The 23,285-nt window shown below is 26.1% G+C and carries 28 protein-coding genes; 17 read left to right on the forward strand and 11 right to left on the reverse strand.

Annotation, left to right across the window (positions count from 1 at the left end; all coding sequences use genetic code 11):
* Nucleotides 1–321: 321 nt before the first annotated feature.
* The 6 genes from flhD (at nt 322) to flhA (ending at nt 6,531) form a co-directional block, all read left to right on the forward strand.
* On the forward strand, nt 322–666 hold the full coding sequence (gene flhD, locus WIGMOR_RS00170) for a flagellar transcriptional regulator FlhD (RefSeq protein ID WP_014353833.1): 345 nt from the start codon (nt 322–324) through the stop codon (nt 664–666).
* Between the two features lie 5 nt (nt 667–671).
* Nucleotides 672–1,226 (forward strand): flagellar transcriptional regulator FlhC, encoded by a 555-nt coding sequence (flhC, locus tag WIGMOR_RS00175; protein ID WP_014353834.1) that lies wholly within the window; start codon nt 672–674, stop codon nt 1,224–1,226.
* Between the two features lie 119 nt (nt 1,227–1,345).
* Complete coding sequence (gene motA, locus WIGMOR_RS00180) at nt 1,346–2,245, forward strand: flagellar motor stator protein MotA (RefSeq protein ID WP_014353835.1); 900 nt, start codon at nt 1,346–1,348, stop codon at nt 2,243–2,245.
* The gene (gene motB / locus WIGMOR_RS00185) at nt 2,242–3,210 is read left to right on the forward strand and encodes a flagellar motor protein MotB (RefSeq protein ID WP_014353836.1); all 969 of its coding nucleotides are present in this window, start codon (nt 2,242–2,244) and stop codon (nt 3,208–3,210) included. Before motA ends, motB begins: the two co-directional genes overlap by 4 nt.
* 71 nt (nt 3,211–3,281) lie before the next feature.
* Nucleotides 3,282–4,433, forward strand: a complete 1,152-nt coding sequence (gene flhB, locus WIGMOR_RS00190) for a flagellar biosynthesis protein FlhB (RefSeq protein WP_014353837.1) — start codon at nt 3,282–3,284, stop codon at nt 4,431–4,433.
* Complete coding sequence (gene flhA / locus WIGMOR_RS00195) at nt 4,426–6,531, forward strand: flagellar biosynthesis protein FlhA (protein ID WP_014353838.1); 2,106 nt, start codon at nt 4,426–4,428, stop codon at nt 6,529–6,531. The genes flhB and flhA overlap by 8 nt, the downstream gene beginning before the upstream one ends.
* A 12-nt stretch (nt 6,532–6,543) precedes the next feature.
* On the opposite strand, the gene WIGMOR_RS00200 is transcribed toward flhA, so the two are convergent.
* Together WIGMOR_RS00200 and flgA are read right to left on the reverse strand one after the other, a co-directional pair.
* The gene (locus WIGMOR_RS00200) at nt 6,544–7,014 is read right to left on the reverse strand and encodes a flagella synthesis protein FlgN (RefSeq protein ID WP_014353839.1); all 471 of its coding nucleotides are present in this window, start codon (nt 7,012–7,014) and stop codon (nt 6,544–6,546) included.
* A gap of 129 nt (nt 7,015–7,143) precedes the next feature.
* Complete coding sequence (flgA, locus tag WIGMOR_RS03435) at nt 7,144–7,824, reverse strand: flagellar basal body P-ring formation chaperone FlgA (RefSeq protein ID WP_014353840.1); 681 nt, start codon at nt 7,822–7,824, stop codon at nt 7,144–7,146.
* Nucleotides 7,825–7,979: 155 nt separating this feature from the next.
* On the opposite strand from flgA, the gene flgB reads away from it, so the two are divergent.
* The 11 genes from flgB to flgL all read left to right on the forward strand — a co-directional run bounded on the left by flgB (nt 7,980) and on the right by flgL (nt 17,413).
* A complete protein-coding gene (gene flgB / locus WIGMOR_RS00210) occupies nt 7,980–8,396 on the forward strand; it encodes a flagellar basal body rod protein FlgB (protein ID WP_014353841.1) in 417 nt (138 codons plus the stop codon).
* 3 nt (nt 8,397–8,399) lie between these two features.
* Nucleotides 8,400–8,798, forward strand: coding sequence for a flagellar basal body rod protein FlgC (gene flgC / locus WIGMOR_RS00215; RefSeq protein ID WP_014353842.1), 399 nt, complete (start codon nt 8,400–8,402; stop codon nt 8,796–8,798).
* A gap of 32 nt (nt 8,799–8,830) precedes the next feature.
* Nucleotides 8,831–9,661 (forward strand): flagellar hook assembly protein FlgD, encoded by an 831-nt coding sequence (locus WIGMOR_RS00220; protein WP_014353843.1) that lies wholly within the window; start codon nt 8,831–8,833, stop codon nt 9,659–9,661.
* Nucleotides 9,662–9,711: 50 nt separating this feature from the next.
* Nucleotides 9,712–10,938, forward strand: a complete 1,227-nt coding sequence (gene flgE, locus WIGMOR_RS00225) for a flagellar hook protein FlgE (protein WP_014353844.1) — start codon at nt 9,712–9,714, stop codon at nt 10,936–10,938.
* 5 nt (nt 10,939–10,943) lie between these two features.
* Entirely contained in the window at nt 10,944–11,690 is a 747-nt protein-coding gene (locus WIGMOR_RS00230) for a flagellar basal body rod protein FlgF (RefSeq protein WP_014353845.1), read from the forward strand.
* Nucleotides 11,691–11,699: 9 nt separating this feature from the next.
* Nucleotides 11,700–12,482: a flagellar basal-body rod protein FlgG gene (gene flgG, locus WIGMOR_RS00235; RefSeq protein WP_014353846.1), complete on the forward strand. Its 783-nt coding sequence runs from the start codon at nt 11,700–11,702 to the stop codon at nt 12,480–12,482.
* 63 nt (nt 12,483–12,545) lie between these two features.
* Nucleotides 12,546–13,232: a flagellar basal body L-ring protein FlgH gene (locus WIGMOR_RS00240; RefSeq protein ID WP_014353847.1), complete on the forward strand. Its 687-nt coding sequence runs from the start codon at nt 12,546–12,548 to the stop codon at nt 13,230–13,232.
* Between the two features lie 9 nt (nt 13,233–13,241).
* Complete coding sequence (locus WIGMOR_RS00245) at nt 13,242–14,354, forward strand: flagellar basal body P-ring protein FlgI (RefSeq protein ID WP_014353848.1); 1,113 nt, start codon at nt 13,242–13,244, stop codon at nt 14,352–14,354.
* A gap of 2 nt (nt 14,355–14,356) precedes the next feature.
* On the forward strand, nt 14,357–14,653 hold the full coding sequence (locus WIGMOR_RS00250) for a rod-binding protein (RefSeq protein ID WP_014353849.1): 297 nt from the start codon (nt 14,357–14,359) through the stop codon (nt 14,651–14,653).
* Nucleotides 14,654–14,775: 122 nt separating this feature from the next.
* Nucleotides 14,776–16,425 (forward strand): flagellar hook-associated protein FlgK, encoded by a 1,650-nt coding sequence (gene flgK, locus WIGMOR_RS00255; RefSeq protein ID WP_014353850.1) that lies wholly within the window; start codon nt 14,776–14,778, stop codon nt 16,423–16,425.
* A gap of 46 nt (nt 16,426–16,471) precedes the next feature.
* The gene (gene flgL, locus WIGMOR_RS00260; protein ID WP_014353851.1) at nt 16,472–17,413 is read left to right on the forward strand and encodes a flagellar hook-associated protein FlgL; all 942 of its coding nucleotides are present in this window, start codon (nt 16,472–16,474) and stop codon (nt 17,411–17,413) included.
* 17 nt (nt 17,414–17,430) lie between these two features.
* Here the strand turns inward: flgL and fliR are convergent, their stop codons facing one another.
* The 9 genes from fliR to WIGMOR_RS00305 form a co-directional block, all read right to left on the reverse strand.
* Nucleotides 17,431–18,207, reverse strand: a complete 777-nt coding sequence (gene fliR / locus WIGMOR_RS00265) for a flagellar biosynthetic protein FliR (RefSeq protein WP_014353852.1) — start codon at nt 18,205–18,207, stop codon at nt 17,431–17,433.
* Nucleotides 18,208–18,211: 4 nt separating this feature from the next.
* Nucleotides 18,212–18,481 (reverse strand): flagellar biosynthesis protein FliQ, encoded by a 270-nt coding sequence (gene fliQ / locus WIGMOR_RS00270; protein WP_014353853.1) that lies wholly within the window; start codon nt 18,479–18,481, stop codon nt 18,212–18,214.
* Nucleotides 18,482–18,491: 10 nt separating this feature from the next.
* Complete coding sequence (gene fliP / locus WIGMOR_RS00275) at nt 18,492–19,280, reverse strand: flagellar type III secretion system pore protein FliP (RefSeq protein WP_071818473.1); 789 nt, start codon at nt 19,278–19,280, stop codon at nt 18,492–18,494.
* A 4-nt stretch (nt 19,281–19,284) separates the two neighbouring features.
* Nucleotides 19,285–19,626, reverse strand: a complete 342-nt coding sequence (locus tag WIGMOR_RS00280; protein ID WP_014353855.1) for a flagellar biosynthetic protein FliO — start codon at nt 19,624–19,626, stop codon at nt 19,285–19,287.
* On the reverse strand, nt 19,623–20,042 hold the full coding sequence (gene fliN / locus WIGMOR_RS00285; RefSeq protein WP_014353856.1) for a flagellar motor switch protein FliN: 420 nt from the start codon (nt 20,040–20,042) through the stop codon (nt 19,623–19,625). Before fliN ends, WIGMOR_RS00280 begins: the two co-directional genes overlap by 4 nt.
* A complete protein-coding gene (locus WIGMOR_RS00290; RefSeq protein ID WP_014353857.1) occupies nt 20,042–21,007 on the reverse strand; it encodes a flagellar motor switch protein FliM in 966 nt (321 codons plus the stop codon). Before WIGMOR_RS00290 ends, fliN begins: the two co-directional genes overlap by 1 nt.
* 7 nt (nt 21,008–21,014) lie before the next feature.
* Nucleotides 21,015–21,497: a flagellar basal body-associated FliL family protein gene (locus tag WIGMOR_RS00295; protein WP_041944141.1), complete on the reverse strand. Its 483-nt coding sequence runs from the start codon at nt 21,495–21,497 to the stop codon at nt 21,015–21,017.
* Nucleotides 21,498–21,560: 63 nt separating this feature from the next.
* Nucleotides 21,561–22,823, reverse strand: coding sequence for a flagellar hook-length control protein FliK (locus WIGMOR_RS00300; RefSeq protein ID WP_014353859.1), 1,263 nt, complete (start codon nt 22,821–22,823; stop codon nt 21,561–21,563).
* Between the two features lie 120 nt (nt 22,824–22,943).
* The gene (locus WIGMOR_RS00305; RefSeq protein WP_041944093.1) at nt 22,944–23,270 is read right to left on the reverse strand and encodes a flagellar FliJ family protein; all 327 of its coding nucleotides are present in this window, start codon (nt 23,268–23,270) and stop codon (nt 22,944–22,946) included.
* Nucleotides 23,271–23,285 lie beyond the last annotated feature (15 nt).

Raw genomic sequence — 23,285 nt, forward strand, 5'->3', positions numbered from 1 at the left:
AGAAATTAAAAATTTATTAGAGATAAAATTAAAGATATAAAAAGAATTTATATTCAATTAAAAAAAGAACATTTTTTATTTTATTTAAAATAAAATAAATCTCAATTTATTCCAATGAACATGAAATAATAGATTAATATTTTGATATTCAGGAACGAGAACATTATATTTTTAAAAAAATAGTTTTTAATATTGAAAACAAAAACTTAACTTCTTAAGTTTATAAAATGAGCTCAATTATCAAAATTTTAATTTAGTAAATTAATTAATTAAGAGTTTATTTAAAATCTTTCTTCGCTAGAAAAACAAGGATGCATACAAATGAGTAATGATAATATTCTAAAGAATATACACGAAATAAATTTATCTTATCTTTTGCTTGCTCAAGAAATAATCAAACAAGATAAAAAAATAGCAAGCTTTCGCCTTGGTGTATGTGAAGAAACACTAGATAAGATATCAGAACTTTCTTTATCTGAATTAATTAAATTAGGCGCAACTAATCAATTAATCTGTTTACTAAGATTAGATGATAAAAAAGTGATTAATTGCTTAACACGTGAATCTAGAGTAGACGAATTACAGCAAGTACACACCGGTATTATGTTATCCACGCAATTGCTAAAATCATATCATGCGCGTTCTATTCCTTTACTCAAGGAGTAATTATTATGTATAGAAAAAGTATTATGCAAGAATCAAAAGACATACAATTAGCTACAGAACTTATTTCGTTAGGAGCACGACTACCTATACTTGAAAATGAAACATGTTTAAGTCGCAGTAGATTGCTTAAATTATATAAAGAAGTACAAGGATCTCCTGCTCCAAAAGGCTTGCTTCCATTTTCTGCAGACTGGTTTTTATCCTGGGAACAAAACATTCATTCCTCAGCTTTTTATAATGCTTATTTATGCTTGATACGTACAGGAAACATTTCAAATATAGAAGCAATGGTAAAAGCTTATCGTTTATATTTAGAATTGTGTCCAAGATCCCAAAACGGGAAACCAGTGCTGGGATTAACTAGAGCTTGGATATTATTACGTTTTATTGATAGTCAATTATTAGGGCAAACTAAGTGTACTAAATGTAGCGGCGCATTTATTACATATGCATTTCATCCAAAAAAAATTTTTATTTGCAGTTTTTGTCATCCACCATCAAGAGCGGTAAAAAAACGTAAACTTTCTAATGTTACAGCCGATAATCGCGTATGCCTTTAAAACAAATTAAAATATAAAATGTTTAAAAAGTTCAGTGTTTTAATATTGTTTAAATAAATTTTCAAAATTTATTCTAAAACTCACAAATTTTAATATTCATTATTTTTTAAGGGATCATTGTGTTAATTATAATCGGTTACTGCGTTGTATTCGTTTCTGTGTTTGGCGGTTTTTTATTAGCAGAAGGCCAAATTGGCGCATTATTTCAACCAGTAGAATTATTAATTATATTAGGGGCTGGATTAGGTGCTTTTATTGTTGGAAATAACGGCAAATCTATTTTTGCAACTATCAAAGCATTTCCAAAATTATTTCACTCATCACGTTATAATAAAGATATGTACATGGATGTCATGTCCCTTATATATCGATTACTTTCAAAAAGTAGACAATCAGGACTAATCAGTTTAGAAAAAGACATCGATAATCCTGAAACAAGCAAAATTTTTTCAAATTATCCATTAATGCTAAAAGATAAACTCATTATAGATTTTCTTGTAGATTATTTAAGGCTTATGATTAGCGGAAATTTGAATGCTTATGAAATTGAGGCCTTAATGAATGAAGAAATTGAAACTTGCGAGCAAGAACATGAAGTTCCAATTACCAGTTTGTTACAAGTTGGTGATGCACTACCTGCTTTTGGAATAGTAGCTGCTGTAATGGGCGTAGTTAATGCGTTAGCCGCTGCAGATAGACCGGCAGCTGAATTAGGAGAGTTAATTGCTCACGCTATGGTAGGAACATTTTTAGGAATTTTATTAGCTTACGGCTGTGTGATGCCGCTAGGAGCTTTATTAAAACAAAAAAGTGACGAACACATTAAAATGCTACAATGTATTAAAATTACTCTGTTATCCAGTATTAATGGATACGCACCTCAAATAGCAATCGAATTTGGTCGAAAAATTCTTTACTCATCTGAACGTCCTTCATTTACTGAACTTGAAGAACATTTACGTCAAGTTAAAAAATCAGGATTAGAATCTCGTAACGATAATGCAACAGTGAATTCATGAAAAAAAACTCACCAACAACAATATTAATTAAATGGAGAAAAGCTCAAAATTCTAGTCATCACGGTGGCTCTTGGAAAATTGCATATGCTGATTTTATGACAGCAATGATGGCTTTTTTTTTAGTTATGTGGCTACTTAGCACAAGCACTCCGCAGCAACGCGAACAAATTGCTGATTACTTTCGTATGCCAATAAAAGATAATTTAAACAAAAATCAAAAAACTAACATTCACTCTATACCTATGCCAGAAAATGGTGGAAGCACTATTCAAACAGAACATGCAAATCAAAGAAAAGAACAAGAACTAGCGCATCAAAAAGATATAAGAAGATTAAACAAAACACGTTATCATTTGCAACAAATATTAAAAAATGATCCAAGATTGCGTGATTTTCAACGAAATATGCATATTACTTTAGTACATGAAGGATTAAGAATTGAAATCGTTGACAGTAAAAAAAGACCAATGTTTACAACCGGAGGAAAAGAAATCGCACCATATATGAGATATATTATGCGTATAATAGCTCCGGTATTAAACGAATTACCTAATCGTATTAGTTTGGCAGGTCATACTGATAATCAACCATACATTAACGGAGAACGTGGATATGGAAATTGGGAATTGTCTGCAGATCGTGCAAATGCATCACGTCGTGAACTTGTAGAAGGTGGATTAATGAGCGATAAAATACTAAGGGTGATTGGTATGGCTAATACGATGGCAACAAAGCACAAACATTCTCATTATGCATCACAAAGAAGAATTAGCATAGTTATTTTAACTCAAAAACAAGAGGCAGCCATCAAAAAAGAAAACAGTGAAAGTCATAGCGAATTTATTGAAACTAATGATGATCCAGCATCTCAATTATGGAAATTAGCTGCTCCTCAAGCATTTACTGGAAAAAATGAATTTCAACTGAAATCTAATTTGAATAATTTTACAAAAAAAAATGAATAATAATTTTTTAACTTAGTTTATTAAAAATAAATGTATTTATTATATATATAAAAAATAAATAAGAAATCATAATGAATCATAATGAATCAGAAAAACACGAAGACCCCACTCCGCATCGTTTAAAAAAAGCTAGATTTGAAGGAAATATACCACGTTCAAGAGATCTCTCTTCTTTAGTTACATTATTTTTTGGGTGGCTTATCTTTGTTTTTTTAGGAAATCATTTAATCAAATATATAAAAATTTTTATTACAAAAAACTTAAACTTTGGGTTTCTTCAAGAAGAAGAAAACAATTTTATTCTATTTAATTTTTATTCATCAATAAAAGATATTTTTTTTATTTTAATGATAATTTTTATTTCTATCATCATAGTATCTATCGGAACCTCCGGTTTGTTAGGAGGATGGGTATTAATTAAGAAACCTTTACGTATTGATTTTTCTAGAATAAATCCATATAGAGGAATTAAAAAAATATTTGAAAATAATATTTTTTTTGAAATGATTAAAACAGTTTTTAAATTTATTTTAACATTTACGTTTTGTATTTTATACCTATGGTTTATGCAATTCAAAATTGCAGATTTATCTAGCAACTACTATTTATTTGCGATAGAAAAAAGCGTATTAATAATTAAAAAATGTGTTTTTTTAATACTTTTAAGTCTTGTTCCTATTGTAGGATTCGATATATTATTTCAATTATTTAACTTCAAAAAAAAGTTAAAAATGTCACGTCTTGAAATTCAAGATGAAAATAAAGAAAATGAAGGCAATCCACAATTAAAAAATTTTATACGTCAAAAACAACGTAAATTAGCATATCATCGTATGATGAATAATATTAAAAAAGCAGATGTAATTATATTAAATCCAATTCATTATGCAGTTGCTTTAAAATATGAACAAAAAAAAATGCATGCTCCTGTTCTTTTAGCGAAAGGATCAGGAAATATTGCAAAAAAAATTAAAGAAAAAGCACAAAAATATTTTGTTCCTATCATACAAATACCTAGTTTAGCTCAAATATTATATAAATATTGTCGTATTGGAGAATATATCCCATCAGAATTGTATGAATCTGTTGCTAAAGTTTTAACATGGGTGTACAACTTAAAAAGTTGGAGAAATTTAGGTGGCATTCCTCCTGAAAAACCAACTAATATCAACGTTCCTAATATACTAAAATTTTCAAAAAATCGGAAAATTTCGAATGAATAATACAGGCGATAATTTAATTTTTTTAAAAAAATTTTTTAATCAAATTAAATATAAAATGCTTGCAGGACCAATAATCATATTTATGATTTTGTTTATGATGATTTTGCCTTTACCTGCATTTATTTTAGACGTTATGTTCACTTTTAATATTGTATTTTCAATTATCATTCTTCTGTTAACTATGTTCACTCGTAGTATTTTGGACTTTTTAATTTTTCCTACTATACTTTTGTTTTCAACGCTTTTAAGGCTTGCATTAAATATTGCATCTTCTCGTATAATTTTATTAAATGGTCAATATGGAAATTCCGCTGCAGGAAAAATTATAGATGCTTTTGGAAATTTTTTAGTTGGTGGAAATTTTGCAGTAGGTATTATAGTTTTTTCCATGTTAGTAATTATCAATTTTATGGTAGTTACAAAAGGTTCAGTACGCATTGCCGAAGTAGGTGCTAGATTTATTTTAGATGGAATGCCAGGCAAACAAATGGCTATTGATGCCGATTTAAATTCCGGATTAATTGGAGAAGAAGAAGCAAAAAAAAGACGAGCAGAAATTACGCAAGAATCAGATTTTTATGGATCAATGGATGGAGCCAGTAAGTTTGTTCGTGGAGATGCAGTAGCAGGAATACTGATTATGATGATTAATTTAATTGGAGGTTTGTTAATCGGAACAATGCAGCATAATATGGACATATTAAGTGCAGGCAAAACATATACTATTTTAACTGTAGGAGATGGATTAATTGCACAAATTCCAGCATTAATTATTTCTACAGCTGCAGGAGTAATTGTTACTAGAGTAACTACACAACAAAATGTTAGTGAGCAAATTTTGTCTCAATTATTTAATAATCCAAAAGTAATTTTTTTATCAGCATTAATTATAGGGGTTTTTGGCTTAATCCCGGGTATGCCAAACACAATATTTTTGTTTTTTACTTGTTTATTACTTTTTATAACATGGAAATTATCAAAACAATTAGATACAAACAGCATAAAAATCACCAAAACACCAAATTCTAATTTGCAAAAAAATAATAAAATTTTTAATGAAGCTACATGGAATGATGTGCATCAAGAAGATGCACTTGGATTAGAAGTAGGTTATAAACTTATCAATATGGTAGACAATAACAAAAATAATGGGATATTACTAAAAAGAATAAAAGGTATTAGAAAACAATTTGCTCGAGAAATGGGTTTTTTGCCTCCTGTGATACATATTCGTGATAATTTAGAAATTACACCGATCTGTTATCGTATTTTATTAAATGGAGTTGAAATTGGATCAAACGAAGTATATCCTGAAAAAATCATGGCAATTAATCCAGGTTTTATTAAAAAAGATCTGATCGGAAAAACATGTTATGAACCGGCATTTGGATTACCAGCAGTATGGATTAGCAAAGATATGCAAGAAGAAGCAAATTCAATTGGTTATACAATAGTTGATGCAAGCACAGTAATTGCTACACATTTTCATTCTATTTTAATGCAATATGCAGGAGAATTATTTGGAAGACAAGAAGCTCAAAATTTACTGGAACATCTTAAAAAAACTACACCAAAATTAGTAGATGGACTTATTCCTGAAATAATTTCTATTACAACATTTAATAAAATATTAAAAAACTTACTTACAGAACAAATTTCCATCAGAGATATGCGATCAATCATCGATTGTCTTGCAGAAAATTGTCCACAACAAAATGATATTGAAATTTTAACAAGTTTAGTGCGTCAAAAATTAGGAAGATTTATTACACAAAATTGGTTTCCAAAAAATCAATATAAAAATGAAATTCAAGCAATTGGATTAGATTCGAAATTAGAAAAATTATTAATAGATACTGTAAAAAGCGGAAGCGCTTTAGAGCCAAAGATCGTCGAAAATCTTATAAAAAATGTTTCTTATGCTTTAAAAAATCAAAAAAAATTAAAAGCACCTTACGTATTGTTAGTTAATCCTGTTATACGTAACGTATTATCGCGTCTATTAAGAAATTCATTTCCAAAAATTACTGTGCTATCTACTCTAGAAATTATTGATACAAGACCGATTAAATTTACTTCAATTATTGATTTTAAATAAGCTTTAAAGAGTTTAAGCTTTACTCTGAAAATTTTTTGTAAGTAATTTATACGAATTTCCGTCGGAACGGTAAAATGTTGCTTCTGGAATAACTTGTGTAAATTTTTTTTGTAACGTGTTCACAAAATTCATTTGAGTACTAATTTTTTGATTATTTTTTTCATTTCTTTCATAAACTTCATGCGTGATGCTTTGTATTTTTTTCCATAAATTTTGGGATTTAGGATGTTTTAAATCATTAGATCGAATATTCAAAGTTTTTTCTAGAGAAATTCGTTTTTTGTCTAATTCATTTAATTTATTAACTATCTTTTGTTTTTTTTCGATAATAAATTGAATTTTTAAATAATTTACAGGTGTAGTAGACAAAAAATTTGCTTCTAAATTTAATATAAACTTGAATTTTTTTAAATTGTAAAAGATGTGATTTAAAGTTTTATGCAGTTCTTCAAAAGAACATAAATTAATTGTATTATTTTTCATATTCTAATCAGTACGAAATTTAAAGTTTCTTAAAAAATTAATAATTTTCTTTAATATCTGTATTTAAAAAAAATTTTTTGGAAATAAATAACACAGTATTTTATCGACAAAATATAATTTTTCTTAAAATTATTTTATATTGAAAACTAACATGTTATCTGAATTTAAAATTCCTTGAATAAATTTTCCAGATGGTAATTTTACTTTTAATATGTCTCCTATAACAGCGTTTTTCATGGCAATTCCATAATAGCGGATTCGGAATCCATTTCCAATAAGTTCAATAAAGATCTTATCGCCTTGATGTACATTCCAAGGGTCGCGTATCATACTAAAAGTAACAGGTTGTCCAACCCCGATCAATCTTGTAGAAATTGTTCCTATTATAGGATAATTAGATAAAACAAGATCATTAGGTAAATTAGTAATTTCACCATATGTTTGATGAATATGAGTTTTTTTAATAGTTGTTTTAGGTTTGATAAGAACAGATGATTTATAATATTTTGAATAACTTTTTATATTAATTTTGAAAATATATTTTTTATTTGTACATTGTATATTGACAATTGAAATATTATTGATATTTATATAATTAGTCATATAAAGTTTTGGTTTTATGCAATTATCTTCAATAAATTTAGGAGAAAGAATAAAAATTTTATATTCCACTAATTTGCTATTATTTCGTTCATATAATAATTTTTCTATTTCTGGAATTAAAAAGTCTGAATTTTTTGCCAATATCTTAAATTCAAAAAAAAGTGTAAATAAAATAAAAACTAAAAAATTTTTTAAATTTTTTTTCATATGCAATTTTTCTTAAAAAATGTTGAAGTAAATCCATTAAAATTTTAAATTATGATAACCGTAAATAAGCAAAAAACATTGTGTTATTTTCTCCATTAAAAATGTCTAATAACTATTAGCATATTGTTCGGACAAATTTTATTAAAATATACCGTATGTTAGATAAACTAGAACGATATTTAAATTTTCAAAAAATTGCCATGAATACTTTTCGCGTCAGACAAGAAATATTAGCGGCAAATATAGCTAACGCAGATACTCCAAAATATCAATCACGTGATATCAATTTTGAAAAAATACTGCGTGAAGCTTCAAATTCAGAAGAAAAAGAAAAAAATTCCATAATAAATTTAAATTTAACATCAAAAAATCATCTTAATAGAAAAAATATACAATATTTTTTTAAAAACTTACTTTATCGAACACCTGATCAGCCTTCAGCCGATCAAAATACAGTAGACATGAATCGAGAAAGAATAAATTTTCTTGAAAATAGTATTAAATATTATGCAAGCATTACAATTACAAACGGATATATTAAAAATATGATGTCTGTATTATATAAAGGATAAATTATGCTAAATATTTTAAAAATTTCTGGATCAGCTTTATTTGCGCAATCTTGCCGAATTAATATAAGCGCGAGTAATATAGCAAATTCAGAAAGTGTTGATAAAAATGGAGATCCATATCAATCTAAACAAGTAATTTTTCAATTAGATAATAATAATCATAAAAATCAAATAGGTGGAGTTAAAATAAAAAAAATTATTAATGATAAAAAACCATTAAAATTAATATATGATCCTCATCATCCAAAAGCTAACGAATATGGATATGTAAAAATGTCAAATGTAAATATAATTGAAGAAATGGTGAATACAATTTCTGCATCTAGAAGTTATCAAGCAAACATTGAAGTCATCAATACAGCGCGTTCAATGATATTAAAAACATTATCTTTAGGACAATAAATACTAAATCAAATTTTCAAAAAAAATGAAAAATGAATATTCCAACAAAACAAATCAATATACAAAAAATATTAGACGAAAATAATATTTATTTAGATACAATTCATCATAATCGCATAAAAAAGCGTAGCATTTTCCCAGAAAAATTTTCTGAAAGTATAAAAAATAATTTTCAAGATGATCGAAATTTTTCCGAAATATACAGTATAGAGAATCAAAAAAATTTTGATAAAAATTCTCAAATAAATAACAGTAATCTTGAATCATTAACAAATAATTTTTTAAAAATGATCTTAGTGCAAATAAAAAATCAAGATCCCACACATCCTATAGATAATAATCATTTAACATCACAAATGACACAAATGCACACCGCATTGGGAATAGAAAAATTAAGCAAAATTATGCAAGAAATAAAAAATACAAACAATAATACTCAAGCAATTAATTTATCCAATTGGATTGGACATACAATTATGATTTCCGGGAATCCAGTAGTATCATTCGAAGGTAAAAAAAATTACGGATTTAAACTCGCTTCGAAAGCCGATCACGTGATCTTGAATTTAACAGATACATCAGGAAATTCATATGTAGAAAATTATTACAATTTAAAACCTGGGATTTATAAATTAAATATTAATAACAATCGTACTGTTCCAGAAATACATTCCAGTAGTAATGAAAAAAATAATATATTTAGAGTCAGTTTTGAAGCATTTAATAACAATGGAGATCGTCCGGAAATTTATGCGTTAAAATCCGAAAAAATTAATAACATCATTTTTAAAAATGGTCAGTCTAAATTAGCTTTAGAAAAAGGAAATTTAATCGACGTTAAAGATGTCATTTCTATTGAATAAAAATTTTCATAATAAAAATTAAAAAAATATAAATAACTAGGAAATAAAATATGAGTTTTTCTCAAGGTATCAACGGAATTAATTCAGCATCACAAGCTCTAGATGTTATTGGAAATAATATTGCAAATTCTCAAACAGTAGGTTTCAAGTCTTCCGCTATATCATTTTCTGATATATTTTCAGGCGCAATTGGATTAGGTTCACAAACATCTGGTATAACACAAAATTTCGAGAATGGATCAATGTTATCCAGTGCAAAAAATTTAGATCTTGCGATTTCTGGAAATGGATTTTTTCGATTATCAGATAATGGAGGTCAAGTTTATTTTACTAGAAATGGAGAATTTAAATTAAATTCTAACAAACAAATTGTTAATTTTCAAAATAAGTTTCTTACAGGATATCAAGCAACAGGTAATCCTCCCTCCATTAGCACGGGATCTCCTATAGAAAATATTTTTTTACCAGACGATTCAATGTATCCTATGGCTTCTACAAAAGGCAGCATTCAAGGAAACTTAAAATCAAATGATGTACCTCCAAAAATAGAACAATTTCAATTTAATAATCCAGACAGCTACAACTTCACTAGTCAGTTAGAAGCTTATGATAGTCTAGGAAAAAAACATATTATTAAGATTTTTTATGTAAAAAATAAAGAAGACGGTAATTGGACAGTGAACGGATACGACGAAACAGCGCCAATTATGAACGGACAAAACATTGACATTAAATCTGTTTCAATTTCATTTGATGAAAATGGAAATTTAAAAAAATCTGGAGAAATTTATCCACAACTTACCATACCAAGTTCGAGTATTAATGGATCTAAAGCATTCGAAGTAACAATATCCATGAATCAGTTAATTCAGCAAGAATCCGAAAATAAAATTTATAATCAAAAAATTGACGGATACGGAGTAGGAAAATTTATTGACTATACAATAAGTAATTCCGGTAAAATAATTGCTAATTATAGTAATGGACAAACTCAACTAATTGCACAAATAGTAATGGCAAACTTTACTAATCCATCTGGATTAAAATCAACTGGGGAAAATTGCTGGATAGAGACCGAAGAATCAGGAGCTGCAACACTTGGAACTTCTGAATCTGGAGGCTTTGGTCAAATTTTAGGAAAAAAATTAGAATCTTCAAATGTAGATATAAGTAATGAATTAGTAAAGATGATGATACAGCAAAGCAATTATCAATCTAATGCTCAAACAATAAAAACACAAGATCAACTATTACAAGTTTTAGTAAATATGAGGTAATTACTATGGATCGTGCAATTTATACAATGATGAATGCGGCTATTTCAGAGTCTGAACGTCATAGTATTACAGCAAATAATTTATCTAATGCTTCGACATCCGGATTTCGTGCACAAATTCCAACTGCAAAATCAATTCCTATACAAGGTCCTACGCTATCCACAAGGACCTTATCAATCGCCACTACACCAATGCACAGTAGTGCACCAGGACCTATATATTATAGCGGTAATAATTTAGACGTAGCAATTATGAATGATGGATGGTTAACAGTACAATTAAAAAATGGAACTGAAGGATATACTAAAAATGGAAACATTACAATCAACGAAGAAGGAAAATTAAAAGTCAAAAATTATCCACTACTCAGTTCTGAAGGTAGCGAAATAGAAATACCGCCGGGTGCTTCATTAACAATTAGTAATGATGGCGTTATTTCTGTACTTGGTGCAGGAGATTCACCAAAATCAATAGTATCTATTGGAAAATTGAAATTAGTAAAAGCAAAACCAAATGAATTTTATTTAAATAATAATGGAATATTTATGACTTATAAAAATAAAAAACTTACCGAAGATACATCAGTAAAATTAATTTCGGGTGCTTTTGAAGAGAGCAATGTTCAAACAATAGATGCTATAATAAAAATAATAAATAATGCTAGAAATTTTGAAATTAATATGAAAATTATAAATGATATTAATGAAAATTCTCGTTTATCTAATCAAATATTATCGTTTAATCAAGCATAAGGAAATAAAATGATTCGTTCTTTAACAATTGCTAAAACTGGATTAGAAGCACAGCAAACAAATATCGATATAATTTCAAATAACATTGCTAATGTTTCTACAAACGGTTTTAAAAGACATAGAGCAATATTTGAAGATTTATTATATCAAACAATCAGACAACCAGGATCAAAATCTTCCGAACAGACAGTATTACCTTCAGGTTTACAAATAGGTACAGGAGTACGTCCGTCCGCTGCTCTTCGAATACATTTGCAAGGTGGATTAACTAATACAGGAAATGAAACAGATCTCGCTATAGAAGGTCAAGGATTTTTCCAAATATTAATGTCAGATGGAACCAATATGTACACCCGAGATGGATCATTTCAATTAGATCAATACGGCCAGTTAGTAACTTCTAACGGATATCCTATTCAACCATCTATTACAATACCTAGTGGAGCATCTAATGTATCTATTAGTAGAGACGGCATAGTAAGTGTTACCGTACCAGGTCAAACACAACCTCAAGAAGTAGGACAAATTACACTTTCTACTTTTGCTAATATATCTGGATTAGAAAACGTAGGAGAAAATCTTTATCGAGAAACTCAATCTTCTGGATCACCTATAGATAATGCTCCTGGAATTAATGGAGCAGGATCTTTAAAACAAAAATTTGTAGAAAATTCTAATGTTAACATTGCAGAAGAATTAATTACTATGATTCAAGCACAGCGTGCTTACGAATTAAATAGTAAAGTAATCTCCACATCTGACCAAATGTTGCAACGTTTATCTCAAATATAATTTGTATAAAAATTTTTTAATTTTTTTTTAGTTTTTAATTTTTTTTAAGTTTAAAGGCATATAATGCACGAATCACGCTATTTTACAATAGCTCTCCTAATCCTCCTAGGAGGATGTTCTACACCGCGCAATCAATCTTTAATAGAAGGATCTACAACTATCACTCCTAATCCACCATTACCTAATTTTGTGAATGGAACAATTTTTCAGCCAGAAAATAATATCAATTATGGATACCAGCCTCTTTTTGAAGATAGACGACCTCGTAATATTGGAGATATTCTGACTGTATTATTGCAGGAAAATGTCAGTGCAAGCAAAAGTACTTCAACAAATGCTAGCCGAAAAGGAAACACAAATTTAGATATTAGCGCTTTACCAAATATACTTAATGGCATTATGGGAAATAATCGATTGACTACAGACGTTAACGGAAATAATGTTTTTAATGGAAAAGGTGGAGCTGAAGCTAACAATACATTTCATGGCACTATTACAGTAACAGTCATGGAAATTTTAACAAATGGAAATCTACGTGTTGCTGGAGAAAAAAAAATTGCAATTAATCAAGGAACAGAATCTATCCGATTTTCTGGAATTGTTAATCCAAAAACAATTGATCATAATAATCAAGTTATATCTACTTTAATTTCTGATTCTAAAATAGAATACATCGGCGATGGATACATTCATGAAGCGCAAAAAATGGGATGGTTACAAAGATTGTTTTTAAAATATTTGCCATTTTAAGGAAAAAATATGAAACCTTTTTTAATTAAGATAACAATCTTAATTGCATATATAACTTATATTAATAGTAGTTATGCAGAACGTATTAGGGATCTTACTACTGTTGTAGGGATTAGAGATAATGTATTAATTGGATATGGACTTGTTGTTGGTTTAGATGGTACTGGTGATCAAACTACACAAACTCCATTTACAGTTCAAAGTCTAAGAAATATGTTATCTCAATTAGGAGTCACTGTTCCATCGGGAATTAACATGCAACTTAAGAATATAGCTGCAGTTATGGTAACTGCAAAACTACCTCCTTTTGCAAATATTGGTCAAAAAATAGACGTCATAGTATCATCATTAGGAAGTGCGAAAAGCTTAAGAGGCGGAACACTATTGATGACTCCTTTAAAAGGAGTAGACAATCAAGTATATGCTTTTGCACAGGGAAATATTTTAATATCTGGTTTTGGAGCGCAATCAGGAGGAAATAATACACAAGTGAATCAATTAAATGGTGGTAGAATTCACGAAGGAGCAATTATAGAAAAATCAATAAAAATAGATTTTAACAATAAAGAAACAATTACATTACAATTAAATAATAATGATTTTTCTTTAGCACAACAAATTAGTGATGCAATTAACACTTATTTTGGGAAAAAAAGTGCGTATCCGATAGATAGTAAAACTATTCAAGTTTTACTATCTCGCAACAATAAGATGGAAAAAATAGAATTTCTTGCACGTTTACAAAATATTCCAATTATGCTTGGACCTGCAGATGCTATTATAGTGATTAATTCGCGAACTGGATCTGTAGTTATTAATCGTGAAGTCGTATTAAATAACTGCGCTGTAGCTCATGGCGAATTAACAGTAGAAATTAAAAAAACTAATAAAGTCAATCAACCTAATACAATTTTAGGTGGCGGCAATACTGTTATAACTCCAGAAACAGAAATTTTAATTAAAAATCAAGGCGATTCTTTACAAGAAATTTCTTCCAGCACAAGTTTAAATGCTGTAATTGCATCTCTTAATAGCATTGGTGCTAAGCCCAATGATTTAATGGCTATTTTAGAATCTATGAAATCTGCTGGATGTTTAAATGCTAAAATTGAGGTAAATTAAAAATGAATCATCTTCTATCTGTAGAAAACACTAACTGTAATTTTTTGAATCAATCCGATTTAATTTATCAAAAAAATTTAAATAAACTAGAAAGCGCTTCTTCTGAACAAATGGAAAGCTTATTTGTAAATTTGATGATAAAAAGTATGCGTTCTACACATTTAGAAAAAAATCTATTAAATAACGAACAAATTATGTTATATCAATCGATATACGATCAGATGCTATCTGATAAAATTAGTCAAAAAAGCATAGGATTAAAAAATTTTTTTAACAAATACTTTTTCCAAAAATTATAAATATTTTTTGTATAAGAATTTTTTAAAATTATAAATATTAATAAATATCAAATTTTTTATTAATTAATCCGATAATAATCATTACTATTTTATTTTAAATAAATCAAACAAAGGCTGTATACATGTTTAATCTATACCACATCGCTGGAAATTCATTGAAATACGGCGAACTAGCATTAAGTGTTGCTGAAAACAACATATCTAATGCTAATAATACTCAATATCATCGAGAACAGTTGATAAATACAGCTATGGAAGGCAAAAACGTTGCAAAAGGATTCATTGGAAACGGAATAGAAATTACAAATATTTCTAGAATATACGACGAAGCAAGTAACGAAAAAATTCGACATACTAACAGTGCTTTATATGCACTTTATGCTAAAAGCAATAAACTAAAAAATTTGGACAATTTTTTTAGCAATAATATCGAAAATTTTTCAAAACAGTTAGATAACGTTTTTAGTTCATTAGAATCTATTGCTCAACAACCCGACAATAATATTTATCGTACTAATATAGTGTTAGAATTTGAATCTCTTGTAAACCAATTTAATAATATAGGAAATCAATTAAATAAAATTCAATCTAATACATCCGAAGAGATTTATTCTGTTATTAATACAATTAACAATTTATCTAGTGAATTAAAAAATATTAACTACTTAATTGCTAATTCAAATCATAATCAAGTATCTTTAAATTTATTAGATAAAAGAGATTCTCTTCTCGAAGAACTTAGTAAAAAGATAGGAATTATAGTTCATTTAAATGAAAAAGGATCAACTCATATTACTTTAGAAAATGGATTTACTTTATTAGATAATACTCAATCTTACCCTTTAATATATGAAAAAGATAACAATCAAAATATAATTATTTCATATTTAAATGATGCAAAAACTCAGAAAGAAAAAGTACAAATTAATTTTAATACTATTAGTTCAGGAGAAATTGGAGGTTTAATATCATTTTACAATTATAATATACCTATATTAAAAGAAAAAATTAATCAAAATATCTTTTATTTGTCTCAGGAATTCAATAAAATAAATCGAGAAGGATATGATTTAAATCGAAATAAAGGAAAAGATATATTTTCATATCAACAATTGAATTCAGTACAAAGCAAATTTAATACTGGAAATGCGAAAATTTCTAACCTAGATATAAAAGACTCTAATATTTCTGCTTTAAGATACAACTTACTATATCAATCTGATCACTGGGTTATATTTAAACTCGTTAACGGAAAAGAAACGAAGGTTAATTATGAAACAGATCAAAAAAATCTTAAAAATGAAATTCTTTTTGACAATATTTCTGTACATTTAGATGGCATTCCAAACAATGGCGATCAATTTCAAATTAGTTCTCTTATGAATATTTCAGATAGTATTAAATTAAATTTAAATGATGGAAATTTATTATCTGCTTCAGATAATAATCTCAGTTACAATAATAATGTTAATGCTTTAAAACTTTTAGAAATTCAAAATATAAAATTATTTAATAATTCAACTTTTACAGAAAACTACGCTGATTTTATGTCTTATATAGGCCAAATCACTAAAAAAATACAAAATGTAAAAGATTCTCAAGAAAAAATTAACAATCAATTACATTTGGAACACGAAAATAAGATTGGAATTAACTTGCAAGAAGAATATATTTATATAGAATTATATCGCCAATATTATTACGCTAATATTCAATTAATTAAAATCGCTTCTTCTCTATTCGAATCTTTATTAGGAATAGTAAGTAAATAGTTAATTGATTTAAGTTCTTTAAAGTATTAATTTAGAGGAAAATTCAATGACTTTAAGCACGTATTCTTTATATAAAAATTGCTCAAATAACATTACATATTCTACATCTCAGTTTCATAGACTGACATCTTATTTTAATTCGGGAAAACGCGTATGCAATGCTTCAGATAATCCTAGTGCTATATCAAAAAATATAATAAATCAAAATAGATTATATAAATTAAATAGATTTAATCAAACTCGAAACTACATAAAATCTTTCTTATCTAAAGAATGTAGTATATTACAAGATATTAGTAATACTTTAAGCGTTATAGGAGTAAAAGTTGTTAGTATTCAAAAAACTTTAGGAGATCCTACAATTTTAATTGAAGAATTAAAAAGCTTAAAAAATGAACTTATTATGCTTGCCAATAGCACAGATGAAAATCAAAATTATATTTTTTCTGGAGATCAATGTAATCAAGCACCTTTTAATAGTAATAATCAAGAAAATTATCAAGGCGGAGAAAAATGCTTACAATTAAAAATTTCTGAAAATTGGCAAATAGATATAGGACATATAGGCAGCGAAATATTCATAAAAAATGAAAAAGAAAATTTATTTCAAAAATTAGATGCTTTAATCAATGAATTATCACAATATGCATTAAAAAAAATAAAAAATGAAAAATCTCAAGAAATTAATATAGAATTACCGTATGATTTGATAAATCAAACAAAAATATTAATTCAAAAAACTGAAAATCAGGTATTTTCTGCTCAAGTAAAATCTGGTAATTATTTAACAAAATTAGATGACTTAGAAAAGTCTGCAACATCAGATATAGAAAAAATAAATGAATATACGCAAAATATTCTAGGTCAAACACATAACGAACTAATTCGTATGGCTTCCGAATTACAATTTTCTAAAGTAATTGTAGAATCTTCTATGCAAGTTTTTCAAATTATGAAAAATATGTCTTTGTTTAATGGAGTGATATAAATTAAAAATTTATTTAATTAATAAATCAAGTTTTCAGTGATATATCGGAAAACATCTTCAATGACTTTTTTAGAAAAATTTTCAAAATTAGACAAAATAAAATTTAAAGATAATAATCCGAGCACTAAAGTAAAAGAAAAACCAATAACAAAAATTGAAAATTGAGGGTTAAATCTATTTAAAACTCCAAGCAATATATTTAAAATTAATAAAGCAGTAATTGAAGGTATTGCAAGTAGCAAGCCATAATTAAATATTATACCGGAATAATTAATAATAGAAAAAAATATTTCGTTTCCGAAATTAAAATGCATATTGATTGGAATCAACTTAAAACTTATAAAAATAATATGAAATATTATCAAATGAGCATTAAATGACAAAAAAATTAATGCCAACATAATATACAAGAATCTTGAAATTATTGGAGTATTTGGACCACTTATTTGATCAAAAAATACAGCAAAAGATAAACTCATCTGTAATCCAATTAGTTCTCCAGCAAATTTAACACTACAAAAAGAAAATTGCAGAATTAATCCTATTAAAAATCCAATAATAATTTGTACAATTAAAAGATATATTCCTTCAAAAGAAAAAAATTTAATATTAATTAATGGAAATTGATAAGCAAAAACTAAAGATAATAAAATTGAAATTCCAATTTTAATTTTTTTCTGTATGATATTTTCACTAAACAATGGAGCGCTGATAAATAACCCATTTATACGTGCTACATACCAAATAACTTGATGAATTAAATCAAAAAAGAAATTTGTTGAAATATCAATCATACATTCATCCCGATAAATACGGCAATTGATTAAATAAGTTAATCATGTACTCTAAGAATGTGCGTAGCATCCAAGATCCAAAAATTAGAATTATTACTAAAACTGCTAATATTTTAGGGATAAATGATAATGTCATTTCATTAATTTGCGTAGAAGCTTGAAATATACTGATAATTAATCCAGTAATCATTGCAGCAAATAAAGGTAAAAAAGAAATTTTTAATGCAATTTTAATTGCATTTAATCCGATTAATACTACCGATTCTGATGTCATAATATATGTTTCAATTTAACTGAAAGCTTTTTACTAAAGAACCTAATAATATTTGCCATCCATCTGCCATAACAAACAGCATTAATTTAAATGGAAGTGATATTGTTGTTGGTGGCAACATCATCATACCTAATGCCATTAGAATGCTTGCAACAACAATATCAATAATTAAAAAAGGAACAAACAACGTAAATCCAATTTGAAAAGCAGTTTTTAATTCGCTAGTAACAAAAGCAGGTAATAAAATTTTCATAGGAACTTGATTAGCATCTTGTATCTCAATCGTACTAATTTTAGAATAAAATGCTAAGTCTGTTTCTCTAGTCTGAGATAACATAAATTTTTTAATAGGTTTTTCTGCATAAGATATTGCATCTGGAAATGTAATCTTATTTTGTAAGAATGGCTGATATGCGCTACTGTAAATCTGTTCTATTATCGGAGACATAATAAAAAAAGTTAAACATAACGATAATCCTATAAGAATTTGATTCGGCGGTACAGTAGGTGTACCAAGAGCATTTCTAAGAATGCTAAGTACAATAATAATTCGAGTAAATCCTGACATTAACAATATTAAAGCAGGAATAAAAGTTAAAAAAGTTAAAAAAATTAGTGTTTGAACTGGTAAAGATAGTTTAAGATTTTCTAAATTTTTTACAGAATCATTTACGTTATCTAAATTTGCAGCATAAGTTGTACTTGATAAACAAAAAAATACAAGCACTGAAATAAAAACAATTTTTTTTAGAAAAATTTTTATATAAAATATGGATTTTTCGAAAACTATAATATGCATATTTTTATTTCTTTTTTGCATTACAATCCTTAAAAAAATTTTTAGATTTATTATTAAATTGATGATTATTTTTGTTAGAAATAGTATATAAATAATTAATACAATTTGGTGTAACCCCAAGAACAACACAATCTTTTTCTATTTGTAGAACAATAACTTTTTCTCGATTTCCTAAAGATATGCTATTTTTTATTTTAATAAGTGGTATTTTTTTATTGTATATTTTTGCCCATTGTAAATAGACTAATAATTTAAATATTGAAAATATTAGCAATATAATAAAAATTAGTACAATAGCAATTTTTAAAAATTCAGGAAAACTTGATAAAAAAATATGTTTTATCATCTATTTAACCGACGTATACGTTCCTCTGGAGTGATAATATCCGAAATACGAATGCCGTATTTTTCTTGCATAACTACTACTTCTCCTCGAGCAATCAAATAATTATTGATCAAAATATCTAAAGGTTCTCCGACGACTCCATCTAAAGTAACAATAGCATCTTTTTTCAAATATAGCAGATCTCTAATAGTCATGCGTTTTCTACCGAGTTCAATAGTCATTTTTATCGGAATATCTAAAATTAAATTAAGATTATTTTCTTCTACATCATAATTTTCAAAAATATTTTCAGATGCTACAATTTTATTATCACTCGGATTTTCTGACGTTTCTTTTTGATTTAAAACGCTATCTGTTGATTTCTTTTCATTTATTTTTGTATCATCTGATTTTAGTTCTTTATTTATGTTATTCATTATTCGGTACTTCCTTGTTTTTTTAACTCATTAATAGATGAGTGAATGGTATTATCAATCTTTAATGCATAATATCCATTTAAACTTCCATAATAGCCAGAAAAAACAGGTACACAGTCAACATATGCTGTAAGTTTTTCTGAGCAAGAAAAAGGAATAATTTCGCCTTTTTTTAATTTTATTAGATTAGCAATAGATATTGCAACTTCTGAAAAACGTACTTGAATATTTAATTCGCTAGATTGTATTTCATTTGATAATTTTTTTTTCCACTTAATTTCTGAATTTTTTGATATTTTTGATAATTTTTTATTATTAAAATTATCAGATATCTCTAATGCATATGAAGAAAAAATAATAAAAAAATTATTTTCTATATTCTTATATGTAAATTTAAATGAGGAAATTAACATATCTTCTTCGTTTTCAAATTCAATAATTTTTATGCATGTATCTGAACTGATAAAATTTATATCTATAGAATAATGACTAGTCTCCCAAGATTTTTGGTATGATTTTATCATTAAATTGATTAAAGTTTGAATTATTCGATTTTCTGATATAGTAAATTTTTTAATTTCTTTTACAGATATATTATTTCCGGATCCTCCAAAAAAAATCTCTAAAACAATAGAAATAAATATAGGATCTAAAATTAATATAATATTTGCTTTTAATGCATTACTATATGTTATATTTAAACTAATTAGTTTTTTAAATTGTTTTATAAAACTGCAATATTTTTGTATGTCTGTTTTATTTAGAGTGATTTCTACTGACTTTTTTATATAATTTGACAGCATGCTTTTAAAATATCCTGAAAATTTTTGATTAATTTTTTGTAAAATTTCTACTTTTAATTGATTTTTTTTATCTAATTTATTTATATTAAGAGAAAAATTTTTATGTAAATTTAAAAAGCTATCATTTTTTTTGTTATCAATATTAAACTGTTGATCGGACATAATTATATTACCTTATAATGAACGAATTAAAAAAAACGTCGTTAACTATTGGAATTTGATTGTCAGAAGATTGCTTGTTAAGTTCTTTTTTAATTTCTTTTAATAAGTTGTTTTTTCCATCTGAAGAAGATAAAGATGAAGGGGTTTGTTGAGATAATAACAAAATTAATTGATTGCGTAATTCTGGAAGTTTACTTTCTAATAGTTCTTTTACAGATTCGTTTTTCAATTTTAATGTTAATCCGATATATAACATACTTCCGTATTCGCCGTCTTCTGGTTGTAAACTTACAGTAAATGCATCTAAAGGGAAGTATATTTGAGCAGAAGAACTTTCTACAGGAACATTTTCTGCAGCTTGAGATAAAAGAGGTATATCATTTTTGTTTTTTATCCAAGGTTGAAAGTATATAACTCCTAAAATAATTGAAATGATTGCTCCAATAAGCATTGCAATAACTATTGGACGTTTAAAAAAATTAAATTTCATAATTGCCACTTTTAATTTCCTGTATTTATTTAATACGATATTATATTTTGAATCATACTGAAATTAAGCATACATATCTATTCTTGTATGATCTTGATTAAAGATATACTGTATTTTATTTTTATAGATATTATCGTTTTCAATTTTATTCAAATTTAGCTGTTCTTTTTTATTTTTTTTTCTATCTTTATTAAATTCATTATTTTTTTCATTTAATCTATATTGATTTTGATTTTCTATGTTATTAAAAATGTTATCTGACTTGTAATGTAAAAAATCTTTTATAAAATGATTACTAATCATTGCACTATCTAATAATATACCGTTATCTAATAAAGATTTACGTAATTCTTCTAAAGAACTTTTTAAAACCCCTCTTACTTCTGAATGTTCAGAAAATACATGTAATTTTAATTTACTTTTGTAAGATTTTAAAATAACGTTAATAGATCCCAGATTTTTCGGATGTATTTTAAATTCTAAGTGAAATACGCCATCTTTTTTAAAAAATGCAATTTTTTCTTTTACTAAATTCATCCAAGATTTTAAATCATCAAAATTTTTTATATATAATGTTTGAACAAAATTTTTCGATTCTGTAATGGAAGAAAATTCATTGGTATTCATATAATAAATATCTTGTAAATCAGATAAATTGTTAAATTTTTGATTTATATTTTTCTGTCGATTATCCTGATTAAAGTTTTCAAAAATCAATTCCAAATTTTTTTTAATTTCTATATTTTGATATGATTTTTCTATATTTTCATTTTTTAAATTAGAAATACATTTCTCAAATATGTTTTTATTTACTAAAAAAATTTTTTTGTTCTGTTTTAATTGAATATAATCATTTTGATCAATAGATAAAAAACAGCTTTTTGGTGATTGGTTTGCTGAGTTCAAATGATCTAAATCAAAATCTTTCGAAAAAATCAAATTTTGATTATTGTTGAAAATATAATTTTCTGAAAAATAATTTTCTAATATATCTTTTTTTATTTTTTTATTAAAATTTTTGTTTAACGTATTATCAATTTTAGAATTAAACAAGTTTTGAATGTCATTTTTAGACATACTAAAATTATATAATGTATTATTTTCCTCGTTAAAATTTGATTTCTCAGTTTTTAAAATTTCTGAATCATTAAAATATTTTTGAACATTTTTTTCATCAAAAATTGAAGTATTAAATTGATTAAAAAATGATTTTTCAAAAATATTTTTTAATATCTTTTTGAATTCTAATTTGTCTGTTATTTCTGGAATAACATTAATTACGTCTTGTATATTATGTAGAATATTATCTTCATTCAAACATATCAAAATATTATACTCCTTTGGTATATTTTCTTAAATATAATTCGTCTATTTGCTTTTGTAAATTTTTATCTTGGAGAACTTTATGTGTTAAAATGCAACGTTTTTTTAAAATTGTGAACGCGTTTAGTTTATTTTTTTTTTTTTCCAATAATTTTTTGCTTTATTAAGTTGTAATTTATAATTATTTACTTCTTTATTATAATCAAAAATTAAATTATTTAAACATATAAGAAAAACTTGATAATTATGCCAAACATTTATTTCCAAACCGTACTTTATCATATTTTCTTGTAAACTAAGTCGATATTCTTTTTCATATAAAATAAGCATATTTAATTTTTTAACTGATTCTTGATATAAATTGCAAGCTTGCATTAGTTGTACTGATGCTTGTTGAAAAGAGATTTTTGCATGTATTTTTAATATTTTAAAATTAAATTTTATATTCATGATGTTCAAGTATAT

Origin of the sequence: Wigglesworthia glossinidia endosymbiont of Glossina morsitans morsitans (Yale colony) (assembly GCF_000247565.1) — a bacterium.
GTDB classification, from domain to species: Bacteria; Pseudomonadota; Gammaproteobacteria; order Enterobacterales; family Enterobacteriaceae; genus Wigglesworthia; species Wigglesworthia glossinidia_B.

Coding starts and splice junctions, on each gene's coding strand:
- WIGMOR_RS00290 (WP_014353857.1), bottom strand. CDS start 21,007: ATGTCCGATCAACAGTTTAATATTGATAACAAAAAAAATGATAGCTTT.
- flhD (WP_014353833.1), top strand. CDS start 322: ATGAGTAATGATAATATTCTAAAGAATATACACGAAATAAATTTATCT.
- flgB (WP_014353841.1), top strand. CDS start 7,980: ATGTTAGATAAACTAGAACGATATTTAAATTTTCAAAAAATTGCCATG.
- WIGMOR_RS00200 (WP_014353839.1), bottom strand. CDS start 7,014: ATGAAAAATAATACAATTAATTTATGTTCTTTTGAAGAACTGCATAAA.
- flgC (WP_014353842.1), top strand. CDS start 8,400: ATGCTAAATATTTTAAAAATTTCTGGATCAGCTTTATTTGCGCAATCT.
- flgE (WP_014353844.1), top strand. CDS start 9,712: ATGAGTTTTTCTCAAGGTATCAACGGAATTAATTCAGCATCACAAGCT.
- flgK (WP_014353850.1), top strand. CDS start 14,776: ATGTTTAATCTATACCACATCGCTGGAAATTCATTGAAATACGGCGAA.
- WIGMOR_RS00305 (WP_041944093.1), bottom strand. CDS start 23,270: ATGAATATAAAATTTAATTTTAAAATATTAAAAATACATGCAAAAATC.
- WIGMOR_RS00280 (WP_014353855.1), bottom strand. CDS start 19,626: ATGATAAAACATATTTTTTTATCAAGTTTTCCTGAATTTTTAAAAATT.
- flhB (WP_014353837.1), top strand. CDS start 3,282: ATGAATCATAATGAATCAGAAAAACACGAAGACCCCACTCCGCATCGT.
- flhA (WP_014353838.1), top strand. CDS start 4,426: ATGAATAATACAGGCGATAATTTAATTTTTTTAAAAAAATTTTTTAAT.
- flhC (WP_014353834.1), top strand. CDS start 672: ATGTATAGAAAAAGTATTATGCAAGAATCAAAAGACATACAATTAGCT.
- WIGMOR_RS00250 (WP_014353849.1), top strand. CDS start 14,357: ATGAATCATCTTCTATCTGTAGAAAACACTAACTGTAATTTTTTGAAT.
- WIGMOR_RS00240 (WP_014353847.1), top strand. CDS start 12,546: ATGCACGAATCACGCTATTTTACAATAGCTCTCCTAATCCTCCTAGGA.
- flgL (WP_014353851.1), top strand. CDS start 16,472: ATGACTTTAAGCACGTATTCTTTATATAAAAATTGCTCAAATAACATT.
- fliQ (WP_014353853.1), bottom strand. CDS start 18,481: ATGACATCAGAATCGGTAGTATTAATCGGATTAAATGCAATTAAAATT.
- flgG (WP_014353846.1), top strand. CDS start 11,700: ATGATTCGTTCTTTAACAATTGCTAAAACTGGATTAGAAGCACAGCAA.
- WIGMOR_RS00220 (WP_014353843.1), top strand. CDS start 8,831: ATGAATATTCCAACAAAACAAATCAATATACAAAAAATATTAGACGAA.
- flgA (WP_014353840.1), bottom strand. CDS start 7,824: ATGAAAAAAAATTTAAAAAATTTTTTAGTTTTTATTTTATTTACACTT.
- motB (WP_014353836.1), top strand. CDS start 2,242: ATGAAAAAAAACTCACCAACAACAATATTAATTAAATGGAGAAAAGCT.
- fliR (WP_014353852.1), bottom strand. CDS start 18,207: ATGATTGATATTTCAACAAATTTCTTTTTTGATTTAATTCATCAAGTT.
- WIGMOR_RS00245 (WP_014353848.1), top strand. CDS start 13,242: ATGAAACCTTTTTTAATTAAGATAACAATCTTAATTGCATATATAACT.
- fliN (WP_014353856.1), bottom strand. CDS start 20,042: ATGAATAACATAAATAAAGAACTAAAATCAGATGATACAAAAATAAAT.
- fliP (WP_071818473.1), bottom strand. CDS start 19,280: ATGCATATTATAGTTTTCGAAAAATCCATATTTTATATAAAAATTTTT.
- WIGMOR_RS00230 (WP_014353845.1), top strand. CDS start 10,944: ATGGATCGTGCAATTTATACAATGATGAATGCGGCTATTTCAGAGTCT.
- WIGMOR_RS00295 (WP_041944141.1), bottom strand. CDS start 21,497: ATGAAATTTAATTTTTTTAAACGTCCAATAGTTATTGCAATGCTTATT.